The organism is Parafrankia sp. BMG5.11 (genome assembly GCF_004337455.1).
In genome coordinates this window covers 1-21,775 of sequence record NZ_SJXI01000035.1, presented here as the reverse complement: position 1 = coordinate 21,775, position 21,775 = coordinate 1, and the positions used below count along the sequence as shown (strand labels likewise).

Sequence of the window (21,775 nt, the reverse complement as noted above, 5' to 3'; positions counted from 1 at the left end):
GCCTTGCTGGCCGCGACCGCACTGACCGAGGGCATGCTGACCGAGAGCGGCACGCGCCCACCCCGCCGGGAAGGACCGATAGACGTGGCGGACGTCCCGACGCGGGTTCCGGCCGGCGCCGTCGCGGCGGTGAACGTGCTCGTGGTGAACGCGGGCTCGTCCAGCGTGAAGCTGCGCCTGCTCGGCTCGGACGACCGGGTGCTGGCCGCCCACGACCTGCGCGCCGTGGCGGGGCGGCCCGACCCGGCGGAGCTGGAACAGGCCGTCGACGCCCTCGCGCACGCCGGCGAGGTCACCGTCACCGGACATCGCGTCGTGCACGGCGGGTCGACCTTCACCGACCCGGTGCTCGTCGACGAGCAGGTCGAACGGCGCCTGCGGGAACTCGTCTCCCTGGCGCCGCTGCACCAGCCGGCCGCGCTGGCGGCGCTGGCCGACGTGTCGGAGGCGCTCCCCGGTGTCCCACGCGTGGCCTGCTTCGACACCGCCTTCCACTCCCGGATGCCGCTCGAGGCCATCACCTACCCGGTCCCGGCCCGATGGCGAGAGCAGTACGGCGTCCGCCGCTACGGGTTCCACGGCCTGTCGCACGCCTACGCCGCCCGGCGGGCGGCCGAGCTGACAGGAGCGCGCCGGGTGGTCACCGCTCACCTGGGCTCGGGCGCGTCGTTGGCCGCCGTGCGGGACGGCGTCAGCATCGACACCACAATGGGCTTCACCCCGCTGGAAGGCCTGGTGATGGCCACCCGCTCCGGCACGGTCGACCCGGGTCTCCTGCTCTGGCTGCAGACCGAACAGGGGATGACCGCTCAGGAGCTCACCGACGTGCTGTTCCACGAGAGCGGCATGACCGGCCTGGTCGGGTCGGCGGACATGCGGGCCATCCTGACCGGCGCGCGCCGGGCGGGCACCCCCGAGGCACTCGGCATGGCCGTCTACCTGCATCGACTGCGAGCCGAGACAGCCGCGATGACGGCATCGCTCGGCGGCCTGGACGCACTCGTCTTCACCGGCGGCGTCGGGGAGCACGCCGGCCCGGTACGTTCCGGGGCCGCCACCGGCCTCGCCTTCCTCGGGATCGCGGTCGACGAGGAGCGCAACCTCTCCTACACCGGCGGCGACCTCGACATCAGCGCACCGGACGCACCTGTGCGCACCCTGATCATCGAAGCGCGCGAGGACATCGAGATCGCCCGCGCCGCCCGCGAACTCCTGGCCTCCCTGACCTGAGGCCCCACCCCGGGATAGGTCGCCCGAAGCCCTTCACCCAAGGGCTCCGGTCCCGGGGTTTGCCGTCCGAACCTCTCCACCTGGGGCTCTGGCTGGGGCTCTGGGCTGGGTCCGTCGGTGGCTGGCTGGAAACTGTGGGCTGCTACGGTCTCGTGGTGTGATCGGCACATTCCGGAGTGTTTCTCCCGGTTCCCGGGGCGGGGGCCGCTGAGTGGCGGGCTCGGGCGGCGGCGGCTTCGGCGGATTCGGTGGCTTAGGGGGTTCAGGCGGTTCAGGCGGTTCAGGGGGTTCAGGGGGTTCAGGCGGTGCCGGGGGAGCCGGCGGTGCCGGCGGCTCGGGGGCCGTCAGCCGGCTACGCCGGTGGAGCAGGCGGGATGACGCCGACAGCGCCCCGGTGCTCGACCTCACCGACGTCGACGAGGTCACCACGATGTTGCTCGCGCCCCCAGCCGAGTACGCGGGGCTGCGCCGGCGGGTCGTCGACCAGTTCACGATCGTCAGTGCCAACCGCTGTCGGCTTACCCGCTCGGTGAACTGGGGCCCGCTCGACGGGCTGCTGAACAGCATTGTTCCGGGTACCGGGCGGCTCGACACCGTCGGCCGGCTGCCGCCCGAAGTCTGCCTGCTGCTGCCGATCTCCACGTTGCCCAAGCGTGCCCTGGTCGGATTCAATCTCGCCGGTCCGAGTGGCTCCGACGCCCACCTGATGCCGTACGGGACGTCCGTCGCGATCCAGGGCAACCTGATCGCGCTGCTCGCCGACGCCATCGGCTGCCCACTGCCCGGCCCGGCGCGCCGCGTCGTGGACGCGATCTCCAGGTTCCGCCCGGGGCGGCTGTCCGGCAACCTGCCTGGGCTGGTGCCCCGCAAGGGACGTCCGCTCTCGCTCGAGGCCGTCGCGACCTATCTTGCGCGCGAGGCGGATCTGTCGGTGCCGGATGTGACACTGCGGTCGTGGCAGGCGCTGCTCGAGCCGGCCCAGCTTCTGCTGCGCTCGGCGCTGGCGGAGCCCTTCGACCCGCTGAGCAGTGCGGACACGATGCTGCTCGCCGCCGGCGAGCTCTGGCGTGATCCGGACGTCCCCACACCGCTGGAGGTCGCGCACATCGGTTACTACCTGCGGGAGTTCACCGCCTGGATCGACGAGCTGAGCCTGGCGGGCCCGGCCGCGGTGCCGGTGCTGAGCACGGTGGCGGAGTACGGGCGGCGCTGGGAGGCGCTCGCCGCCGTCACCCTGGACCCGTACCGCCCCTGCCTGATCAAGATGTCCGAGGAGCGGCGGACGGTGCTGGCTCGGCGTTGCCCTGTCCGTGATGAGTCACTCACTCTGCGGCAGCGGTGGCTGGCGCCGGTGGCCCTCGTCGACATCGACCCGGGCGGCCCGGGCAGCTACCACGTGAGCGTGGGCACCGACGACACCAGTATCGAGCTGAGCACGCCGATCACGGTCGACCTGGAGCACCGCCGGATCGCCCGGACCTACGTCGAGGACGTCCACCAGAACCGTGAGGTGTACGCGTTCTACACCACCGATGCGCGCCGGGCGGCGCGGGCGAAGCTGGTGGTGGGCCTCAGTGTCTCGCCGGACGTCGCCCGCGTCACGCTGGCGATCCTGGTCCTGATGTGTCTCACCGTGGCCTTGTCGGCGTTGCCGTTCGAGCTCGGAGCCGACGCGGTCGCGGTCGTCGCGGTGCCGTCGTCGTTCGCCGCGACCCTGCTGCTGACCAGGGAGCGGTCGAGCCTCGCGGCCTGGGTGCTCGGCCCGGCCAAGCAGGCACTGCTCGCGCTGCTGGTGGCGCTGGCCGTGCTTTCGGGGCTGCGTGCCCTGGGCTGGCACACCCCGCCGGCGGACCCGGGCGGGTCGATCATGTCGGTTCCGGGAGTGTCGTCCCAGCTAGGGACGCTGGCCCCGGCCGTGCCACCGGGGCGTTCGGTGAGCTTGTCCGCATTGGTGGCCGCGACGGACCAGCCGGGCACGTGGCAGGTGGGAGGAGCTGGTCCGCGCCGGTGAACGGCGACCGCCGCACCGGCTGTGGCGGTACCCTGAACACACTGTCGTGCGAGACGGGGCGGTGGGTATGCCGAAGAACTACGGCGCGGGCGTCACGGGTGGCGCGGCCGCCTGTGGCGCGGCTCGCGTGGGCGGCCCGCTGTCGTTCGTCCGTCTCGGTCGTCGTGAGCTGTGGATGCGGCTCGACCGAAACATGGTCGCCGGTGCCCGTCGAGGGTCTACGAGCCATCCTCCCGCCGCCTCCCCGGGCGCGGCGAGGGTGGCATCCGGGTCATGAAAGCCGCTCAGAAGTAGTTCCTGGTTCCTGCCCCGGCCCGCCGGTGCGGCGGCCGACCCGGCGTGACCGTCCGGTCGGTGCCGCCCGCCCGCGGTGGGGGGGCCGCCGACTGGCGCCGCTTGGCGACTGTCGGAGGAGATGTCGGAGGTGCCCGCTAGCGTGGCAGGTATGTCAGCATTGCCCCCGGCCCCGTTCGGGCGGATGATCACGGCGATGATCACGCCGTTCACCGCGGACGGCGGGCTGGACGTCCCCGGCGCCGCGGCACTCGCGGGGCATCTCGTCGACGCCGGTAATGACGCGCTGGTCATCAACGGCACCACGGGCGAGTCGCCCACGACCTCGGATGCCGAGAAGGACATCCTGGTGCGCGCCGTCCGTGACGCGGTCGGCAGCCGCGCCCAGGTGATCGCCGGCGTCGGCACGAACGACACCCGGCACACCGTCGAGCTGGCCGAGGCGGCCGAGAAGGCGGGCGCCGACGGCCTGCTCGTGGTCGCGCCGTATTACAACAAGCCGCCGCAGGCCGGGCTGCTCGCGCACTTCCGGGCAGTCGCCGACGCGACATCCCTGCCTGTGATGATCTACGATATTCCCGGCAGGTCCGGTGTACCGGTCGCGACCGAGACTCTCCTGAAGCTGGCCGAACACTCGCGTATCGTCGCGGTCAAGGACGCCAAGGACGATCTCTCCGCGTCTTCGTGGGTACTGGCCAACACCGGCCTCGCCTACTACTCGGGCACGGACGTGCTCAATCTTCCGCTTCTGTCCGTCGGTGCGTGCGGTGTGGTCAGTGTCGTCGGTCACGTGGCCAGCCCCGCCATTCGGGCGATGATCGAGGCCTTCGGGGCCGGTGAGGTGGGTCGGGCGATCGCGCTCCACAAGGGCTTGCTGCCCGCATATCAGGGAATCTTCCGCACTCAGGGTGTGATCACGGCGAAGGCGGCGCTGGCCATGGCCGGCCTGCCCGCGGGGCCGGTCCGCTCCCCGCTCGTCGACGCGACGGAGGCCGAGCGAGCCCAGCTGCGTGCCGACCTGGCCTCGGCCGTGCTCGATCCCGGGCCCCCGCCCGGGCCCGCGGGGCCGGGCGCCGCCGCGGTCGTCCCGGGGACGGCGGCTTCATGATGCATCCGCACCCGGAGCTGGGCCCCCCACCGCCGCTGCGTGCCGACGGCCTGAGGATCATCCCGCTCGGCGGCCTCGGTGAGATCGGTCGCAACATGACCGTGTTCGAGCATGCCGGGCGGCTGCTCATCGTCGACTGCGGGGTGCTCTTCCCCGAGACCGACCAGCCCGGCGTCGACCTCATCCTGCCGGACTTCACCGCAATCCGGGACCGCCTGCAGGACATCGAGGCGGTCATCCTCACGCACGCGCACGAGGACCACATCGGCGCCGTCCCGTACCTGCTGCGCGAACGGCGTGACATCCCCCTGGTCGGCACCCGGCTGACGCTCGCGCTCATGGTGGCCAAGCTCGCCGAACACCGCATCCAGCCGGTGACCCTGCAGATCCGCGAGGAGGAGAGGCACTCGTTCGGTCCCTTCGACCTCGAGTTCCTCGCCGTCAACCACTCCATCCCGGACGCGGTCGCGGTCGCGATCCGCACCGACGCGGGCCTGGTGCTGCACACCGGCGACTTCAAGATGGACCAGCTCCCGCTGGACGGGCGGCTCACCGACCTGGGCGGCTTCGCCCGGCTCGGCCGCGAGGGCGTCGACCTGCTGCTCTCGGACTCGACCAACGCCGAGGTCCCCGGCTTCGTCGCCTCGGAGCGCGCGATCGCCCCCGTGCTCGACAAGGTCTTCCGCGAGGCGGACAGGCGCATCGTCGTCGCGTGTTTCGCCAGCCACGTCCACCGCGTGCAGCAGGTGCTCGACGCCGCCGAGTCGCACGGCCGGTCGGTCTGCTTCATCGGCCGGTCGATGGTCCGCAACATGGGTGTCGCCCGTGATCTCGGCCTGCTGCGCGTGCCGCCCGGTCTGGTGATCGACAGCCGGGACGTCGACTCGCTTCCCGACCGCAACATCTGCCTGGTCTCGACCGGGTCGCAGGGCGAGCCGTTGTCCGCGCTGTCCCGGATGGCCAACCGGGACCACGCGATCCGGATCCAGGAGGGCGACACGGTCGTCCTGGCCTCCAGCCTGATCCCGGGCAACGAGACAGCCGTGTTCCGGGTGATCAACGGCCTGACCAGGTGGGGCGCCCGGGTCGTACACAAGGGCGTGGCGATGGTCCACACCTCCGGGCACGCCCCGGCCGGTGAGCTGCTCTACGTGCTCAACGCGACCAAGCCGTCGAACATGATGCCCGTCCACGGTGAGTGGCGGCACCTACGTGCGCACGGCGCGCTCGCGGAGGCCACCGGCGTCCCACCGGACCGGGTCATCATCGCCGAGGACGGCATGGTCATCGACCTCATCGACGGCCAGGCGGAGATCACCGGGGCGGTGCCCTGCGGGATGGTCTTCGTCGACGGGCTCGCCGTCGGCGACGTCGGGGAGTCGAGCCTGAAGGACCGGCGGATTCTCGGCGAGGAGGGCTTCATCACGATCACGGTCGTGGTGGACGCCGCCGCCGGCAAGGTCGTCGTCGGCCCGGATCTCTCCGCCCGTGGGTTCTCCGACTCCCGGGCCGCGTTCGAGGAGGTCCGCGGCAAGCTCGCGGACGCCCTCGCCGACGCGATGCGCTCCGGCATGACCGACACCAACGCGCTGCAGCAGCTCGTCCGGCGCACGGTGGGCCGTTGGGTCAACGACCGCTACCGCCGCCGCCCGATGATCCTCCCGGTCGTCCTGGAGGTCTGAGCAGGTCCTCCCGGCCCTGGACCAGCCCCATGGTCCAGGGCCGGTTCTTTGTCCTGATGGTCAATTGGTCGATATATACCGTGCGACGGTATATCTTCGCGCGTATGGCTATGGAGGACATGCGGGAACCGACGTTCCTGGTGCTCGCCGCGCTGGCTGACGGTCCGCGCCACGGGTACGCGGTGATCCGCGAGGTCACGGACATCTCGGGCGGTCGGGTGACCATGAGGCCGGGCACGCTCTACGGCGCGCTGGACCGCCTCGCCGGCGAGGGCCTCGTGCGGGTCGAGCGAGAGGAGGTCGTCAACGGGCGGCTGCGGCGGTACTACTCGCTGACCGATGACGGGGCGGGAGTGCTCACGGAGCAGACCGAGCGGCTGCGGGCCAACGTCGCCGAGGCTGACCGCAGGCTGCGCCTGCGCGTCCGGCACGCCACGGGCCCGGCGACGGCGTTCGCACGGGTGACCAGGCTGGCGCCCCCGAGCGTGCCGGCGATCGGCTGAGGGCGCGGCGGACGATGAGCGTGGAGAAACCTGACCCGCGGTCGCACCAGGGCGACGCCGAACCGCCCGGTGCCGAACCGTCCAGTCCGGAGACCGCCTACCGCCGGTTGCTGCTCTGCTACCCGCGCCGCTGGCGGGAGGCCCGCGGCGAGGAGCTCCTCGGCACGCTGCTCGACGGCGCCGAGGCGGCCGGGCGTACCCGGCCGAGCAGGGCGGAGGCGGTTGACCTCGTCGTGCACGGCCTGGCGACCAGGTGCGCTGTCGGCGTCGGCGTTCTGCCGGCCGGCGTACGCGGCGCGACCGCGGCGCTGGCACTGGCCATCGGCGCGGGGCTCAGCGCGGTCTGCCTGGTGATGGCCGAGCGGCAGCCGGCCGTGGATCAGCGCCTGGCGGCCTGGCCCACCGTCGCGCACCCATGGACGGACCGGGGGCTCGGGCCCTTCCTCACCACCGGCCCGCTGGTCTTCGTGCCCTGGCTGGTCGCGCTCGCCGCCGCCGTCGCCGGCCGGCGACGGATCATGCTGGTGGCCCTCGTGGTGACGTATCCCGCCACCGGGGCGGTGCTCGCGCTCGGCCGTCACACCGACCTGCTGCGCCCACCGCTGTCGCTGCTTCTGGTGCTGGCGGTGCTGGCCGTCCCGGCACTGGCGGGGGCCGCGGTCACCCGCGCGCCCGGTCGCCGGGGCGCGGGCCCCCGGGGCCTGGTGGCGGCGACGGGCGCCGTCCTCGGCTGGGCCGCGCTCCTCGGCGCCTTCGGCTACCAGTTCGGATTCTGGACGGCGCCCGGCGGTGGCTTCCTCAGCACGGTGCGACTGTCCTCGACGGGCTACTGGAGCAGCTCCTTCTACGGATCGCTCGCCGAGACGGTGCCGCAGGGGCTGCTCGCGGGCGGCCTGCTGGGCGTGATCGCGGGTGTTCGGCGGCCGGGCTGGGTGGCCGCGGTCTTCGCCTGCGGCGTAGTCCTCTGCGTGCTCCCGGTGCTCAGGGCGTGGGTCGACCACTGGAGCTTCTACCAGCGGGTCACCCAGATCGCTCTGACACTGGCCGTTCTGCTGTCCGCGGGGCTGGTCGACGCGTGGCGGGCCCAGCGGATCCTGTCGACCAAGGGCCCCGCGGGCCCGGCTGGCGTACCGCCGACACTGATCTGACGGCTTCTCGTCAGCTCAGCGCTCAGCCGAGGCGGGTGGATGGCCCGACCGGGCGGGGAGGATGCCCGGGGCCACAGATGTGGCGCGCCCGGATAGTCTGGGTTGCAGCGACTCGCGTCACTTCCCGGGTACCTTCTCCGCGTGGCCACACGCACGTCCAACGCGCGCACGCAGGCGCAACCCAAGCCGCGGACGGCCACGGCGCGATCCGGCGGCTCGGGCGGCTCCGGCGGTACCGGCCGGGCTCCGGCCAAGGGCCGCGCCGGGTCGCCCACCCGAGGCGGTGCCGCCCGTGGGGCGAGCACCCGCCGGCGGACGACCGCGCCGCGGGCGCCCGTCCAGCTGCTGATCGCCCAGGCGGTGATCAAAGCTGTCTACCACGGCTGGATGGCCGCCGCCGGCATGCTCGGTGGTCTGCTGCGCCGTTTCGGCCGCGGGACGCGGGATCTGCGCATCGACTCCGGGCACCGGCGGGACGGGCTCGGCCTGGCGGCGTTCGGCGCCGCGATTCTGCTCGGTGCCGCGTTGTGGGGCGGGGCCGGGGGCCCGATCGGCGCCTTCGTCGCCGCGGGGGTGGAACTGTTCGTCGGCGTCGGCGCGCTGGCGGTCCCGCTGTTCTGCCTTGGTGCCTCCTGGCGGCTGGTGCGCTCGCCGTCCGATCCGGACAGCCGTGGCCGGGTCGTGATCGGCTGGGCCGCGGTCGCCGTCGGGATCCTCGGCGTGCTGCACATCGGCCGTGGCCTGCCGGACTTCGCCGACGGCACAGGCAGGCTGCGTGACGGCGGCGGCATGCTCGGGCTGCTCGGGAGCGCGCCGCTGGCCAGCGCCGTGACCCCCTACGTGGCCGTCCCGCTGCTGCTGCTCATCGCCTTCTTCGGGCTGCTGGTGGTGACGGCGACGCCGGTCCGCCAGGTGCCGGAGAAGCTGCGTGAGCTCGCCGACCGGCTCACCGTCCCGATCCGGGCGCCCGGCGATTCCTACGACGAGTTTGACGACGAGTACGACGATCTCGACGCCGACGGTGATGCCGCCAACGGTGTCATCGACGAACTGCTCGAGGACGAGGCGCCGCCGCGGGGCCGGCGCGGACGCGGTCGCGCCGGAGGCTCCCGGTCCGCCGAGGGCGTCTTCGACCTCGACGCCGAGCTGGCGGGCGCCGGTCCGGCAGGCGCGCAGGACGAGCCGGCCGGCGCCGGGCGTTCCCGGCCGGGCCGGTCCCGCCGGGCCGCGGTGCCGGACGCCGAGGCCATGGATCCCTCGGATCTGTTCGCCGACGTCGCCGGGCTGACCGATGGCGAGGAGGAGGCGGACGGCGTCGCCCCGGTCGTCGGCGCGGGCGGCGCGGGCGCCGGTTCGCGGCGGGCGCGTGGCCGGGCGGGCGCCGCCGCGGGCGACGCGGCCGCGGGGTCCGTCCCGTCCCCGGCCCAGCCGCCCGGCCCGGATGACATCGAGTACCTCGTCCCGCCGACGGACGGTGCCTACCGGCTGCCGTCGCCGACGCTGCTGCGCTCCGGCACCCCGCCGAAGGTGCGCTCGGCGGCCACCGACGGTGTCATCGCCTCCCTGACGGACGTCTTCACGCAGTTCAAGGTGGATGCCAAGGTCACCGGGTTCACCCGTGGCCCGACGGTGACCCGGTACGAGGTGGAGCTGGGCTCGGCGGTGAAGGTCGAGCGCATCACCCAGCTCGGGAAGAACATCGCCTACGCGGTCAAGAGCCCCGACGTGCGGATCATCAGCCCGATCCCGGGCAAGAGCGCGGTGGGCATCGAGATCCCGAACACCGACCGCGAGCTGGTGTCCCTGGGCGACGTCCTGCGCAGCGGTGAGGCGACCGGGAACCCGCACCCGCTGGTCGTGGCCCTCGGCAAGGACATCGAGGGCGGCTACGTCCTGGCGAACCTGGCGAAGATGCCGCACATCCTCATCGCGGGCGCCACTGGGGCGGGTAAGTCGACCTGCATCAACACGCTCATCACCAGCGTGCTGGCCCGTGCCACCCCGGACCAGGTCCGGATGGTCCTCGTCGACCCGAAACGGGTCGAGCTGACGAGCTACCAGGGCATTCCCCATCTCATCACGCCGATCATCACCAATCCCAAGAAGGCGGCGGACGCGCTGCAGTGGGTGGTGAAGGAGATGGAGAACCGCTACGAGGACCTCGCGGCCTGCGGTGTTCGCCATGTCGACGACTTCAACCGGAAGGTGCGGGCGGGCGAGATCGTCGCGCCGCCCGGTTCGGAACGGGTCTACACCCCGTATCCGTACATTCTTGCCATCGTCGACGAGCTGGCGGACCTCATGATGGTGGCCCCGCGCGACGTCGAGGACGCGATCTGCCGGATCACGGCCATGGCCCGGGCGGTGGGGATCCACCTGGTGCTGGCGACACAGCGGCCCTCCGTGGACGTCGTCACCGGTCTGATCAAGGCGAACGTGCCGTCCCGGCTGGCCTTCGCCACGGCGTCGCTGGCCGACAGCCGGACGATCCTGGACCAGGCCGGCGCCGAGAAGCTCGTCGGCCTCGGGGACGCGCTGTTCCTGCCGATGGGGGCGAGCAAGCCGGCCCGCATCCAGGGCGCGTTCGTCTCCGAGGACGAGATCTCCGCGATTGTCGACCACACCAAGGAGCAGGCGCAGCCCACCTTCGTGGTCGACGTCTTCGAGGGCGGCGGCGAGGCGCGCAAGGACATCGACGAGGAGATCGGCGACGACATGGCGCTGTTCCTCCAGGCCGTCGAGCTGGTGGTGAGCACCCAGTTCGGGTCGACGTCCATGCTGCAGCGCAAGTTGCGGGTCGGGTTCGCGAAGGCCGGCCGCCTGATGGACCTGATGGAAAGCCGCGGGATAGTCGGGCCCAGCGAGGGCTCCAAGGCCCGCGACGTACTCGTGATGCCCGACGAGCTGGAAGGACTTCTCACGACACTCCGCAGCGGATAAGAAAGTCAGGATAGGTCCGTTGCCAGCTGTCGGAGGTCGGCCGGCGACCGTAATATCGGCTGGCGCACGCCAGCGGCGCCAGTGGCATAACGGGTGCGGAGGTTCGTTCATGCAGTCAGCGGACGAACCGGCGACCCCCGGGTCGGCGAGTCCCGGGTCGGCGGGCACCGCGCCGTCGAGTCCCGGGTCGGCGGGCACCGCGCCGTCGAGTCCCGGGTCGGCGGGCACCGCGCCGTCGAGTCCCGGGTCGGAGGTTCTCGAACCGGTGACCGCGAAGCCGGCGGCCCCGGGCCCCGCGGTCCAGATCCCGGCGCCCCAGCAACCGGTGCCTCCGGACAAGTCGGCTCCGGGTGGGGCGGCTCAGGAATCCCTGGGCTCGGTCATCGCGGCGGCGCGCCGGGCCGCGGGCCTGACGATCGACGACGTGAGCGACCGGACGAGAATCCGCGCCTCGCTGATCGAGCGGATCGAGCAGGACGACTTCTCCGGCTGCGGCGGCTCCGTCTACGCGCGCGGGCACCTGCGCAGCATCGCGACGACGCTCGGGCTCGAGCCCGGCCCCCTGCTGGCGGTGTACGACGCCGGGCACGAGCACGTGCCGTCCCCGGTCGTGGTCGCCTCGCCGGAGTTCGACCCGCTGCACGGTGGCGCGGGGCGCAACCGCGGCCTTGGCGGCTTCCGCTGGGCACCGGCAATGATCATCTCGCTGGTGGTGGTGTGCGCGCTGGCGCTCGTCGCGCTGCTGCTGCCCTCGGGCGGGGGCGACTCGGACGACTCGGCCACGCCCCGGCCGAGCGCGCCGCCGAGCGCCCCGGCCGCCACGGCACCCCCCGGCCCGGCCCCGGCGCCCACCACCCCGCCGCCCCCCGGGGTGAACGTGCGGGTGGAGGCCCGCGACGCGCAGAGCTGGCTGGAGGTCCGCGACGACAGCGACAAGGTGCTGTTCGCGCAGCTCCTGCAGCGGGGCGACAGCCGTGAGGTGTCCTCCGAGGGCGCCCTGGAGATCAAGATGGGCAACGCGGGCGCCGTCGACCTCTCCTGCAACGGCACGAGCCTGGACCGGGCTGGCGGGCCGGGCGAGGTCGTGACGATCCGACTGGCGCTCGCCGCGACCGGCGGCGGCTGCACGGTCGACGGGCCGGGCACGGGCGGCCTCGCGGCCGGCGGCCTGGCGATGACGGCCCCGCCGACCGGCTGACGTCGGGCTTGGCGGGCTGGCCCGGGGCTCGGGTCGGCCACGCCGGGCCGGGGCCGTCGGCGCGTTGTCCGCGGGCGCCCCGGTAGCCTGAGTCCGTGTCTCCTCGTCCTGCACGCCGGGTAGCTCTCGTCACGCTCGGGTGTTCCCGTAACGAGGTGGATTCGGAGGAGCTCGCCGCCCGCCTCGCCGCCGACGGCTGGGACCTGGTCGACGACGCCGCCGACGCGGACGCCGTCCTGGTCAACACCTGCGGTTTCGTCGAGGCGGCTAAGAAGGACTCGATCGACGCCCTGCTCGCCGCCGACGCACTGCGCGGGCCCGGTGACAACGGGCCGGGTGACAACGGGCCGGGTGACGGTGAGTCCGGCGATGACGGGCCGGGCGGCGGCGCGACCACCGGGCAGGCGACCGCGTCGGGCGGGCCGCGCGCGGTCGTGGCCGTGGGCTGCATGGCCGAGCGGTACGGCCGGGAGCTCGCCGACACGCTGCCCGAGGCGGACGCCGTCCTCGGCTTCGACGCATATCCGCGGATCTCGGCGCACCTCGACGCGGTGCTCGCCGGCTCGGCGCCGGCCTCGCACACCCCGCGTGACCGGCGCACGCTGCTGCCGATCTCTCCGGTGGAGCGGGGCGACGCCTCCCGCGCGGCGCACTCGCCGCACATCCCCGGTCACATCCAGCTCCCCGGTGGTGGACGTGTCCTTCCGTCGCCGGACGGCCGACCGGCGGCGAACAGCCGCCCGGCAACGGACCTGGCGGACCTGGCGGACGTGGCCGGCCGGGCGGAGCCGGCGGGGGAGGGCGCGGCCGGTACCGGCCGGCGGCGGCTCACCTCCAGCCCGGTCGTGCCGCTGAAGCTGTCGAGCGGTTGCGACCGCCGTTGCGCGTTTTGCGCCATCCCGTCCTTCCGCGGCTCGCACGTGTCCCGCCGGCCGGAGGAGGTGCTGGCCGAGGCCGAGTGGCTGGCCGGGCAGGGCGCCCGCGAGCTTGTCCTGGTCAGCGAGAACTCGACGTCCTACGGCAAGGATCTCGGCGATCTGCGGGCGCTCGAGAAGCTGCTGCCCCGGCTGGCCGCCGTTCCGGGGATTGTTCGTGTCCGCACCGTGTATCTCCAGCCGGCCGAGCTGCGGCCGTCCCTGCTCGAGGTGCTGCTGACGACGCCGGGCCTGGCGCCCTACCTTGACCTGTCGTTCCAGCACGCCAGCCCGGCGGTGCTGCGGCGGATGCGCCGGTTCGGCGGCTCGACCGACTTCCTGGACCTGCTGCGGCGGGCCCGCGCGCTGCTCCCCGACCTGGGCGCCCGCTCGAACGTGATCGTCGGCTTCCCCGGTGAGACCGACGAGGACGTCGACATCCTGGTGAATTTTCTCGAGCACGCCGACCTCGACGCCGTCGGGGTGTTCGGCTACTCCGACGAAGAGGGGACGGAGGCCGCCGGGATGGCGGGCCACGTCGACCCCGAGGAGATCGAGAGCCGGCGGGCCGAGGTCACCGACCTCGTCGAGCAGCTCACCGCAGGCCGCGCCGAGCGCCGCATCGGCACGACCGTCGAGGTGCTCGTCGAGGAGGTGGCCGGCGGTCTCGGGTACGGCTGCGCCGGGCACCAGCAGGCCGACGCCGACGGCTCCTGCACGGTCCGCCTGCCCGCGGGCGGGCCACCGGGCGGCGTGTCCGTCGGGGACCTCGTCGCGGCCCGGGTCGTGGCGGCCGAGGGCGTCGACCTGATCGCGGAGTTCACCGGCGTGCTCGACCGCGCCGGCGCCGGGCTGGCCAGCGCTGGGTCGGCCGGGGCGGGTTCCGTGCTGCCGCCGATCCCGGACGGGGTCGGCCCGATGGACGCGGTGGGCCACCCTTCGGGCGTGGCGTGACCGGCACCGGCGACCTGGTGGCGCCGAAGCCGCCGGTCCTCAACATCGCGAACATCCTGACGATCATCCGGCTGGCCCTGGTGCCGGTCTTTGTGGCCTTCCTGTTCGCCGGCCCGGACACCGACGGCTGGCGCTACACGGCGTTCGGCGCCTACGCCGTCGCCGCGATCACCGACCAGATCGACGGCTCGATCGCCCGCCGCCGCGGCCTCGTCACCGACTTCGGGATTCTGGTGGATCCCATCGCGGACAAGGCGCTTACCGGTGCCGCGCTGGTCTCGCTGTCGATCCTCGGTGAACTGCCCTGGGTGGTCACCATCGTGGTCGCCGTCCGCGAGATCGGCGTGACGCTGCTGCGGCTGTGGGTCATCCGGTACGGGGTGATCGCGGCCAGCCGGGGTGGTAAGGCGAAGACGCTGCTCCTCAACATCTCGCTCGGGCTCTACGTCCTGCCGCTGGAGGGCGTGGCGGCCACGGGACGGGCGGTGATCCTCGCCTGCGGTGTCGTCGTCGCCGCGGTGACCGGGGCGGACTACGTCTACCGGGCGCTGGCGCTGCGCCGCCGGGCCACCGCGGCGGCCCGGCCGGGCGGCGCTCCCGACGTGCCGACTCCCGACGTGCCAAACCTGGGCGAGCCGGCTGTGGGTGAGGACCAGGGGGCCGTGACCGGGCCCGGAAGACCCGGAAGAGGAGAGATCGATGCGCGCTGAGCTGCTGGCGGTGGGGGACGAGCTCCTCTACGGGGACATCGTTAACGGCAACGCGGCCTGGCTGGGACGCCAGCTCGCCGACGTCGGGGTCGAGGTGGCGACGTCCACCGTGGTCGGTGACCTGATCTCGGACATCGCGACCGCTATCGGTGTCGCGCTGGGACGCGCCGACGCCGTGATCATGACGGGCGGGCTCGGCCCGACCCAGGACGACCTGACCCGCGAGGGGATCGCCCTGGCCGCCGGCGTGGGCCTGCGCCGGGACGAGGCCGAGGAGGCCATCCTGCGCCGCCGCTTCGAGGAACTGGGGCGATCGCGTTCGGGCACGGGGGGCCGTGGGGTCCCGGAGATGAACTTCCGGCAGGCCGACCTGCCCGTCGGCGCGCAGCCCCTGCCCAACGGCCCGGGCACCGCGCCCGGCGTCCGCATGGAGATCGGCTCCGGTGTCGTCTACGCCATGCCCGGCGTCCCGTTCGAGATGCACGACATGTTCACCCGCAGCGTGCTGCCGGACATCCTGCGCCGGGCCGGTCAGCCCGCGGTGGTCGTGCACCGGGTGCTGCGCACGGCGGGCATGTGGGAGTCGATGGTCGCCGAGGCGCTCGCGGACGAGGTCGCGCGGCTCGAGCCGATCGGGAACCCGCGCATCGCGTTCCTCGCCAGCGGCGGCCAGACCCGGGTGCGGATCACCGCCCGGGCCGCCGACCGGGCGGCCGCGGAGACGCTGATCGCCCCGGTCGAGCAGGCGGCACGCGCGGCGCTCGGCGCCGGCGTCTACGGCGGGGACGACGAGTCGCTGGAGGGCGTCGTACTGGAGCTGCTGCGGGCCGAGGGAGCGACGCTCGCCGTCGCGGAGTCGCTCACCGGCGGGCTGCTGGCGGGCCGGCTGACGGACGTCCCCGGCGCCAGCTCCGTGTTCCGCGGCGGGGTCGTCTCGTACGCCACCGAGGTGAAGGGGAGCGTGCTCAACGTCGACCGGGACGTCCTCGCGACCGAGGGTGCGGTCTCGTCCGCGACGGCCGAGGCGATGGCGGCCGGGGCCCGTGACCTGCTCGGAGCCACCTACGGGCTCGCCACCACCGGCGTCGCCGGCCCGGAGGAGCAGGAGGGCAAGCCGGTCGGCACCCTGCACGTGGGGCTGGCCGGTCCGGACGGTTCGACGTCCCGCTCGCTGCGGTTGCCCGGTGACCGGCCGCGGGTCCGCGAGTTCGCCGTCGTGCAGGCCCTGGACGTGCTGCGCCGTGCCCTGGAGGGCCGCCCGGGCGCCAGCGGCTCGAGGCTGCCGGAGCAGGCCCGGGCGCACTGACCTCCGCCGCCGGCCGCCCGATGGTGGGGCGGACGGCGACCGATCGGCCGGGTGGTGGCGCCGATCCCCGTTTGGGGGTGCTTACAGCGTTACAGTCCTATCAACGATGCCCCGGAGGGGCGCCCGGCGGGTATACGGTGAACGCAGCCCGTGGACGAAGGAGGAGGCTCGATGGTCCTGCTCCGACGCGTGATCGGCGAGGCGTTGCGCCGCCGCCGACAGGATCAGCACCGGACACTGCGGGAGGTGTCGTCGGCGGCGAGAGTGTCGCTCGGCTACCTCTCGGAGGTCGAACGCGGCCAGAAGGAGGCGAGCTCGGAACTGCTCGCGTCCATCTGTGACGCGTTGGGAGTACGGCTGGCGGACCTTCTTCGCGAGGTCAGTGACGACCTGGAGCTCGCCGAGCTGGCAGCGAGCGCGCCGACACCGGTCGGTGGCCCGTCCGCCGTGGTCGTGCCGGCCCGCCCGGCGGTGGTCGACCGCGCCGCCTGAGCCGGGTCGCCTGAGTTCGGTCGCCTGAGGTCGGCCGGTTCTGCCACGCGGGCTGAGCCTGACCGGCGTACGGATCTTCTCTGCGGGCACGCCTTTCGCGGACGTGCCCGAGCTCCAGAGAGAGGATCATCATGAGCGCCATCCGCAGTCCGCTGTCAGACGAGGCGCGCACGGTCACCGGCGAGGCTCTCCAGGGCGCCGTCGTCGACCTGGTCGATCTGTCGCTGTTGGGCAAGCAGCTCCACTGGAACGTGATCGGCCGCAACTTCCGCACGGTGCACCGCCAGCTCGACGCCGTGGTCGACCTGGCCCGGCGCTACACCGACATGTGTGCCGAACGCGCCGCGGCGATCGGGGTGAACCCCGACGGCCAGGCCAGCACCGTGGCCCGCAGCAGTCACCTGCACGGCGTCGAGCCCGGCTACATCGGTGACGAGAAGGCGATCCGGCTGATCACGGACGTCCTCGCCGGGATGATCACCAGGATGCGCACCCGGATGGACCTCACCGCCCAGCCGGATCCGGTGACCCAGGACCTGTTCATCGATGTGGTCCGCGACCTCGAGGAACAGCACTGGATGTTCCAGGCGATGGTCTAGGTACCCCGGCCCGCCTCGACCCGGCCCGGCCATGCTCCGGACTGTCGCCTCGGTGTGCCGCCGCGCGGGCCGGGGCAGCGGGCCGTCCCGGGCCGTCCCGGGTGGTTCCGGCGGCGGTGATCGGGTCATCCGGCTGGAGTCGGGGCGAATCGGGTGCAGCGTCGGGAATCGGACAGCTCTCGGCACGGCCCGGGCGCGGAACGAGGCCGTTGGCGGCTCACCAGATCGGTCTCGCCGTGGGACGATCGAGGTATGGCGAATGTCGTCCGCAAGGCCCTCCGCTACCTGTCAAAGCGGGCTGAGATCGAACTGGAGAACCGCGCGGATCCGCGGGTCCAGATCGACCAGGCCATCGAGGCGGCACGCCAACAGCACGAGAAGCTCGTCTCGCAGGCCGCGCTCGTCGTGGGGAACCAGCGTGAGATCGAGATGAAGATGGCCCGCCAGGTCGAGGAGGTCACCAACCTCACCGAGTCGGCCCGCTCCGCCCTGATGCTCGCGGACAATGCCCGCGCCGCGGGCGATCTGGCCACAGCGGTCCAGTACGAGCAGACCGCGCAGGCGTTCGCCAGCAAGCTGATCGCCTCCGAGACGGCGCTGGAGGATCTGAAGGTCCTCCACGAGCAGGCCGCGGCGTCGGCCGCGCAGGCCCGCGTGGCGGTCGAGGACAACACCGCCCGCATGCACCGCCAGCTCGCCGAGCGGACCCGCCTGCTCACCCAGATCGAGCACGCCGCCATGCACGAGCAGATGAGCAAGGCGATGGAGGGGATGTCATCGCTGCCCCCGGCCGGTGACACGCCGACGCTGGCGGAGGTGCGGGACAAGGTCGAGAAGCGCTACGCCGTGGCGCTCGGCCGCCAGGAGCTCGCCTCGCAGGGCATGGAGGCCAGGATGCTCGAGGTGCGGCGCGCGACCATGGACGCGCAGGCCGCCGGGCGCCTCGCCGAGCTGCGGGGAAGCATGGCCGGCGGCCACGGGGCCGGCGCGCCCGGGCAGACGGGCCGGCCCGCGATGCCGCCCATGCCGCCCACACCGGGCATCTCCGCCGGCCGGGTGCCGGGTGGCACCGGCGACGAGCGTCTGTCGTTGGGTAAGGCAGCGGGCGACTCCGCGCCGTCGCAGGGCGGCGGCACACCGCCCGCGTCCGGTACCCAGGAGGCTCCGCCGGCCTGAGCCGGTGATGATGACCGTTGGGCCGTGGTGACTGCGGGAGGCTGTCGATGACCGACGCGGGCGCCGACCCCACCGCCGTGGACCCCTCAGGCGGTGTGCCGCCGGGTTCGGCCGTGCCGACGGGCTGGCAGGCCGGCCCGGAACCATCCGTATTTCCCGGGACTCCGGTTACGAACGGTGATTCCGGTCAAAGTGTGCGCGGGAACCAGTCGCATTGGCAGCGTAAAGGAAGAAATTCTTTTCACTTCGCTGATTCGGTCGACAGGGCCGCGCTCGAGGGTTATCGGATCCGCGCCACGGAACTCGCCGCGGCGGTCACACCGGCGTTGCCCGACTGGATCAGGGCTGACGTCGAACGCCGGTCGCTGGAAAGGTCGGAGCGCCGTTTCGGGCGCGCCACCCGGCGCGCGCGGCGACGCGCCACCTTTTCCACGCAGGCCTGGACGGCCGCCGCCGCCGCGTCACCTGCGGCGGCCTTCATCGACCACGCATGGGGATGGTTCGTCTTCGGGGGAGCGGCGCTCGTCCGGGCAGGCCTGTCCTATCGGGAGCTGCGGGCATTCCGCGACAGGGACGACGCGCTTCCCATGCCGGCCGTCCCCGCGCCGGGGGCGGTGGCGCTGCGCCGCTCGGCGGCCGCGCGTCCGCTGCGCCGGGGGGAGGCGGGGCTGGCCGCGCTCGTCGCGCTCGCCCGGTCGGTGGAGGACCGCCCGCCCGCGGCCCCGGTGCGCACGGCGGTGGCGGGCGCCGTTCGGCTGGTGGACGGCCTGCGGGTGAGTGCCGGGCAGGTCCTGGCCTGCGAGTCCGCGGCGCGGGCAGTGGCGGATCCTGTGCGGCGCGCGAACATCCTGGCCACCTCGGCCCAGCTGCTCGACGGCATGAACCGCGCCGCCGACGCGCTGGACGGCCTGCTGGCCGCCGCGACCGAGATCGTCGGGACCGTCGCGGCGCCCGCGGCCGAGCTGCACCGGCTCACCGAGGACGTCGAGCGGCTGCGCGCCTACGCCGATGGGCTATCCGAACTGATGGGAACCACCGGGCGAGGCCGCCCGACCTGAACCGGCACGATCTTCTTAGGTGTCACATCGGGTTAACGTCCGGGCGGGGTCGGCATGCTATTCGGCCGGGTGCCGACCGGCCGTTGTGCCTGCCCCGCAGCGACTTTCCGCCGACCGGGTCAGATAAAGGTCATCCGCTTAAGTGCACAGTGACTATGCAGATTTACCTTCCCATTCGACCCGGTGTACACCCGGGTTAGCACCTTGGGGTGGGAGATGGGTTTGAATATGTGACGGGGGTTATGGCGCGCACGCTGCGATTGCCTTAATGTCCCACATGTCCGATCGGCGATTGTGGCGTCGGGTGACGAGGGGAGCGTCGTCCACGTTTTCATCGCCGCCGTGCGATAGCCAGACCGGCGGTCCCGGACGTCCGGATGGCATGACGCAGCCAGGCAGGTGGAAGTGCCATGACGCTAATTATTGGGGAAGAGAACGAGTCCCCGACCTCGCAGCCGGCCCGGCAGGCACCTCAGGCGGCACCTCTCGCTGCCGTCGACCAACCGTTCAGCGGTGACCGGTGGTCGCTCGTCCTGCCGCACCGCGAACGACTGGTGCACATTGCGCGCAGGCGGCTGCCCAGCACCGCCGACGCGGAGGACTGCGCGCAGGAGGCACTCGTGCGCGCGGCGGGGTTCCGTAACCTCGACAGCCACCGAGTCGGTCAGTTCCTGACCACAACCGTGCTCCGGCTGTGCGTTGATCATCACCGTGCGCGGATGCGCGCGGACCGTGCGATGGCCCGCAGCGTCGCGGCGCCCAGTGACCCCGGCCCCGAGGACTCGACCTGCGACCGTGCGGAGGCGCTCTGGTTGCTCGACCAGACCCGTCGCCTGCGCGGCCGCGAGCGGCAGATCATGATGGCCCGCGCCGCCGGCCGGACCACGCGACAGGCCGCCGACGACCTGTCCATCAGCGTGAAGGCCGCCGAAGGCGCGTTCACCCGGGGTCGTGCCCGCCTGCTGGCGGCCAGCCGGGTGTGACGTCCCGGCGGCGGGGGCCGACGTCCCACCGGCCGGCCGCGGCCCCCGGGACGGGGCCGGGCTGGCAGGTCGGGCACCACGCGGTGACCCGACCGTCCTGGACCGCACCGTCCTGGACCGCACCGTCCGGAACTGCATCGTCCGGAACTGCACCGTTCTGAACCTCGATGTCGACGGACCCGCCGACGTCGCGTGCGAGCCGGCCACCGTCACGCCGGCCGCCCACGCGCCGGTCGTGGTCACGCCGGGCACGGCTGTGGGACCCCTGATCACGGGGCCCGGCGGCGCGCGCCGGCGATCCGCGCCCGGGCGAACTCTGGGTGACCGTCCGCTGCTCCTGACGGCGGACGAGCGTGCCGCAGCGCCGACAGGGCCTGCCTGCGCGCCCATACACCCAATGCTGTTCGCCCGGGCGGGCGGACCCGGTAGTCACCTGGTGCCCGCCCCGTGCCCCGGCCCTGATCATCGCCTGGGCGCGGCGGACCAGTCCTTCAAGATCGTTCACCTCGCCGGCCGGGGTCCACGGGCTCACTCCGGCGAGGAAGCACGCCTCCGTCCGCCAGATGTTGCCCAGACCGGCCAGCAGCCGTTGGTCGAGCAGCGCTGAGCCGATCTCCCGGGTGCAGGTTGGCGACGGCGCGGTCGAGGTCCCAGCCGTCGCCGAGGACGTCCGGGCCCAGGTGCCCGACGACCCGGTTCTCCTGCGCGGTCGGCAGGATCTCGACGACCGGCAGCCGGTAGCCGACGGCCACCTGCTCCGCGGTGACCAGCACCACCCGGACCTGCCAGGCCGGCCCCCCGGACCAGCGCGAGCCGGGCCGGTAGAGGTGCCACGATCCCTCCGTCAAGATTTCCCGAGGGGGCTGGCGCCTTCAGACGTCAGGGGAGTTGGGCACGGATCGTAACCGTATGTGTGCATCGCTGGTATGTTCGGATCATGGTTCGGGGGGTGATGGTGGGCGCGGGTGGTGTCTACGACCTTGGGTATCGCAGGGTGTGGTGCCCGAAGTTCCGCCGCCCTGTGCTCGCTGGTCCCGTCGGTGACCGCTGTGCGGAGCTGGTCCGGCGGAAGTGCGCCGGGCATGAGTGGATGGTCGTTGCGTGGGAGGTCATGCCCGACCATGTGCACCTGTTCGTCAAGCTTCACCCGAAGCACTCCCCGTCGTCTGTCGCCAACCAGCTCAAGGGGTTGACGTCCCGGGTGCTGCGCGTGGAGTTCGGGCATCTGTGTTCCCGGTTGCCGGCCATGTGGTCGCGGTCGTACTTCGCCGCCACCGTCGGCGTGGTGTCCGCTGAGACTGTCCGCCGGTACGTTGACACCCGGTACGAGTGGCCGTGGCGTGTGGAGCGGGCCCGGTGAGGCGGGCGTTCAAGTTCCTGCTCCGCCCGACGGCGCGGTAGGCCGCCGCGCTGACGGCGATGCTCGATGATCATCGGGCGCTCTACAACGCCGCGTTGCAGGAACGACG

General features: G+C 72.9%; 19 protein-coding genes and 1 pseudogene. 18 read left to right on the top strand and 2 right to left on the bottom strand.

Going from position 1 to position 21,775, the window contains the following annotated elements; all coding sequences use genetic code 11:
• Positions 1–84 precede the first annotated feature (84 nt).
• The 16 genes from E0504_RS23280 to E0504_RS23195 all read left to right on the top strand — a co-directional run bounded on the left by E0504_RS23280 (position 85) and on the right by E0504_RS23195 (position 20,306).
• Positions 85–1,230 (top strand): acetate/propionate family kinase, encoded by a 1,146-nt coding sequence (locus E0504_RS23280; protein ID WP_112107275.1) that lies wholly within the window; start codon positions 85–87, stop codon positions 1,228–1,230.
• 211 nt (positions 1,231–1,441) lie between these two features.
• Positions 1,442–3,241 carry a hypothetical protein gene (locus E0504_RS23270; protein ID WP_207974587.1) on the top strand — a complete coding sequence of 600 codons (1,800 nt, stop codon included), beginning with the start codon at positions 1,442–1,444 and terminating at the stop codon, positions 3,239–3,241.
• 415 nt (positions 3,242–3,656) lie between these two features.
• The gene (dapA, locus tag E0504_RS23260) at positions 3,657–4,643 is read left to right on the top strand and encodes a 4-hydroxy-tetrahydrodipicolinate synthase (protein WP_112107271.1); all 987 of its coding nucleotides are present in this window, start codon (positions 3,657–3,659) and stop codon (positions 4,641–4,643) included.
• Complete coding sequence (locus tag E0504_RS23255; RefSeq protein ID WP_112107269.1) at positions 4,640–6,325, top strand: ribonuclease J; 1,686 nt, start codon at positions 4,640–4,642, stop codon at positions 6,323–6,325. Before dapA ends, E0504_RS23255 begins: the two co-directional genes overlap by 4 nt.
• A 119-nt stretch (positions 6,326–6,444) precedes the next feature.
• Complete coding sequence (locus E0504_RS23250) at positions 6,445–6,828, top strand: PadR family transcriptional regulator (protein ID WP_373693928.1); 384 nt, start codon at positions 6,445–6,447, stop codon at positions 6,826–6,828.
• A gap of 14 nt (positions 6,829–6,842) precedes the next feature.
• Positions 6,843–7,976 carry a hypothetical protein gene (locus E0504_RS23245; protein ID WP_112107266.1) on the top strand — a complete coding sequence of 378 codons (1,134 nt, stop codon included), beginning with the start codon at positions 6,843–6,845 and terminating at the stop codon, positions 7,974–7,976.
• 141 nt (positions 7,977–8,117) lie between these two features.
• Positions 8,118–10,916 carry a DNA translocase FtsK gene (locus tag E0504_RS23240; RefSeq protein ID WP_235014217.1) on the top strand — a complete coding sequence of 933 codons (2,799 nt, stop codon included), beginning with the start codon at positions 8,118–8,120 and terminating at the stop codon, positions 10,914–10,916.
• A gap of 265 nt (positions 10,917–11,181) precedes the next feature.
• A complete protein-coding gene (locus E0504_RS23235) occupies positions 11,182–12,114 on the top strand; it encodes a helix-turn-helix domain-containing protein (protein ID WP_373693927.1) in 933 nt (310 codons plus the stop codon).
• A gap of 95 nt (positions 12,115–12,209) precedes the next feature.
• A complete protein-coding gene (locus E0504_RS23230; protein WP_112105501.1) occupies positions 12,210–13,982 on the top strand; it encodes a MiaB/RimO family radical SAM methylthiotransferase in 1,773 nt (590 codons plus the stop codon).
• Positions 13,979–14,692 carry a CDP-alcohol phosphatidyltransferase family protein gene (locus E0504_RS23225; protein ID WP_112105500.1) on the top strand — a complete coding sequence of 238 codons (714 nt, stop codon included), beginning with the start codon at positions 13,979–13,981 and terminating at the stop codon, positions 14,690–14,692. Before E0504_RS23230 ends, E0504_RS23225 begins: the two co-directional genes overlap by 4 nt.
• Positions 14,682–15,998, top strand: a complete 1,317-nt coding sequence (locus E0504_RS23220; RefSeq protein ID WP_112105499.1) for a competence/damage-inducible protein A — start codon at positions 14,682–14,684, stop codon at positions 15,996–15,998. Before E0504_RS23225 ends, E0504_RS23220 begins: the two co-directional genes overlap by 11 nt.
• A gap of 171 nt (positions 15,999–16,169) precedes the next feature.
• On the top strand, positions 16,170–16,490 hold the full coding sequence (locus E0504_RS23215) for a helix-turn-helix domain-containing protein (RefSeq protein WP_018504616.1): 321 nt from the start codon (positions 16,170–16,172) through the stop codon (positions 16,488–16,490).
• Positions 16,491–16,621: 131 nt separating this feature from the next.
• Complete coding sequence (locus tag E0504_RS23210) at positions 16,622–17,089, top strand: Dps family protein (protein ID WP_020458838.1); 468 nt, start codon at positions 16,622–16,624, stop codon at positions 17,087–17,089.
• A 252-nt stretch (positions 17,090–17,341) separates the two neighbouring features.
• Entirely contained in the window at positions 17,342–18,265 is a 924-nt protein-coding gene (locus tag E0504_RS23205; protein WP_071066392.1) for a PspA/IM30 family protein, read from the top strand.
• Between the two features lie 326 nt (positions 18,266–18,591).
• Entirely contained in the window at positions 18,592–19,323 is a 732-nt protein-coding gene (locus E0504_RS23200) for a hypothetical protein (protein ID WP_165938595.1), read from the top strand.
• Positions 19,324–19,733: 410 nt separating this feature from the next.
• Positions 19,734–20,306, top strand: coding sequence for an RNA polymerase sigma factor (locus E0504_RS23195; protein ID WP_020458841.1), 573 nt, complete (start codon positions 19,734–19,736; stop codon positions 20,304–20,306).
• Here E0504_RS23195 and E0504_RS23190 read toward each other — a convergent pair.
• Entirely contained in the window at positions 20,263–20,871 is a 609-nt protein-coding gene (locus E0504_RS23190; protein ID WP_243657597.1) for a hypothetical protein, read from the bottom strand. The genes E0504_RS23195 and E0504_RS23190 overlap by 44 nt on opposite strands.
• On the bottom strand, positions 20,798–21,154 hold the full coding sequence (locus tag E0504_RS52210; protein ID WP_235013802.1) for a hypothetical protein: 357 nt from the start codon (positions 21,152–21,154) through the stop codon (positions 20,798–20,800). The genes E0504_RS23190 and E0504_RS52210 overlap by 74 nt, the downstream gene beginning before the upstream one ends.
• A gap of 89 nt (positions 21,155–21,243) precedes the next feature.
• Between E0504_RS52210 and tnpA the strand changes: the two genes are divergently transcribed.
• Both tnpA and E0504_RS54310 read left to right on the top strand, forming a co-directional pair.
• Positions 21,244–21,666 (top strand): IS200/IS605 family transposase, encoded by a 423-nt coding sequence (gene tnpA / locus E0504_RS23185; RefSeq protein WP_131625888.1) that lies wholly within the window; start codon positions 21,244–21,246, stop codon positions 21,664–21,666.
• A pseudogene (locus E0504_RS54310) lies at positions 21,663–21,775 on the top strand (helix-turn-helix domain-containing protein); the annotation flags it as partial. The gene tnpA and the pseudogene E0504_RS54310, both read left to right, overlap by 4 nt.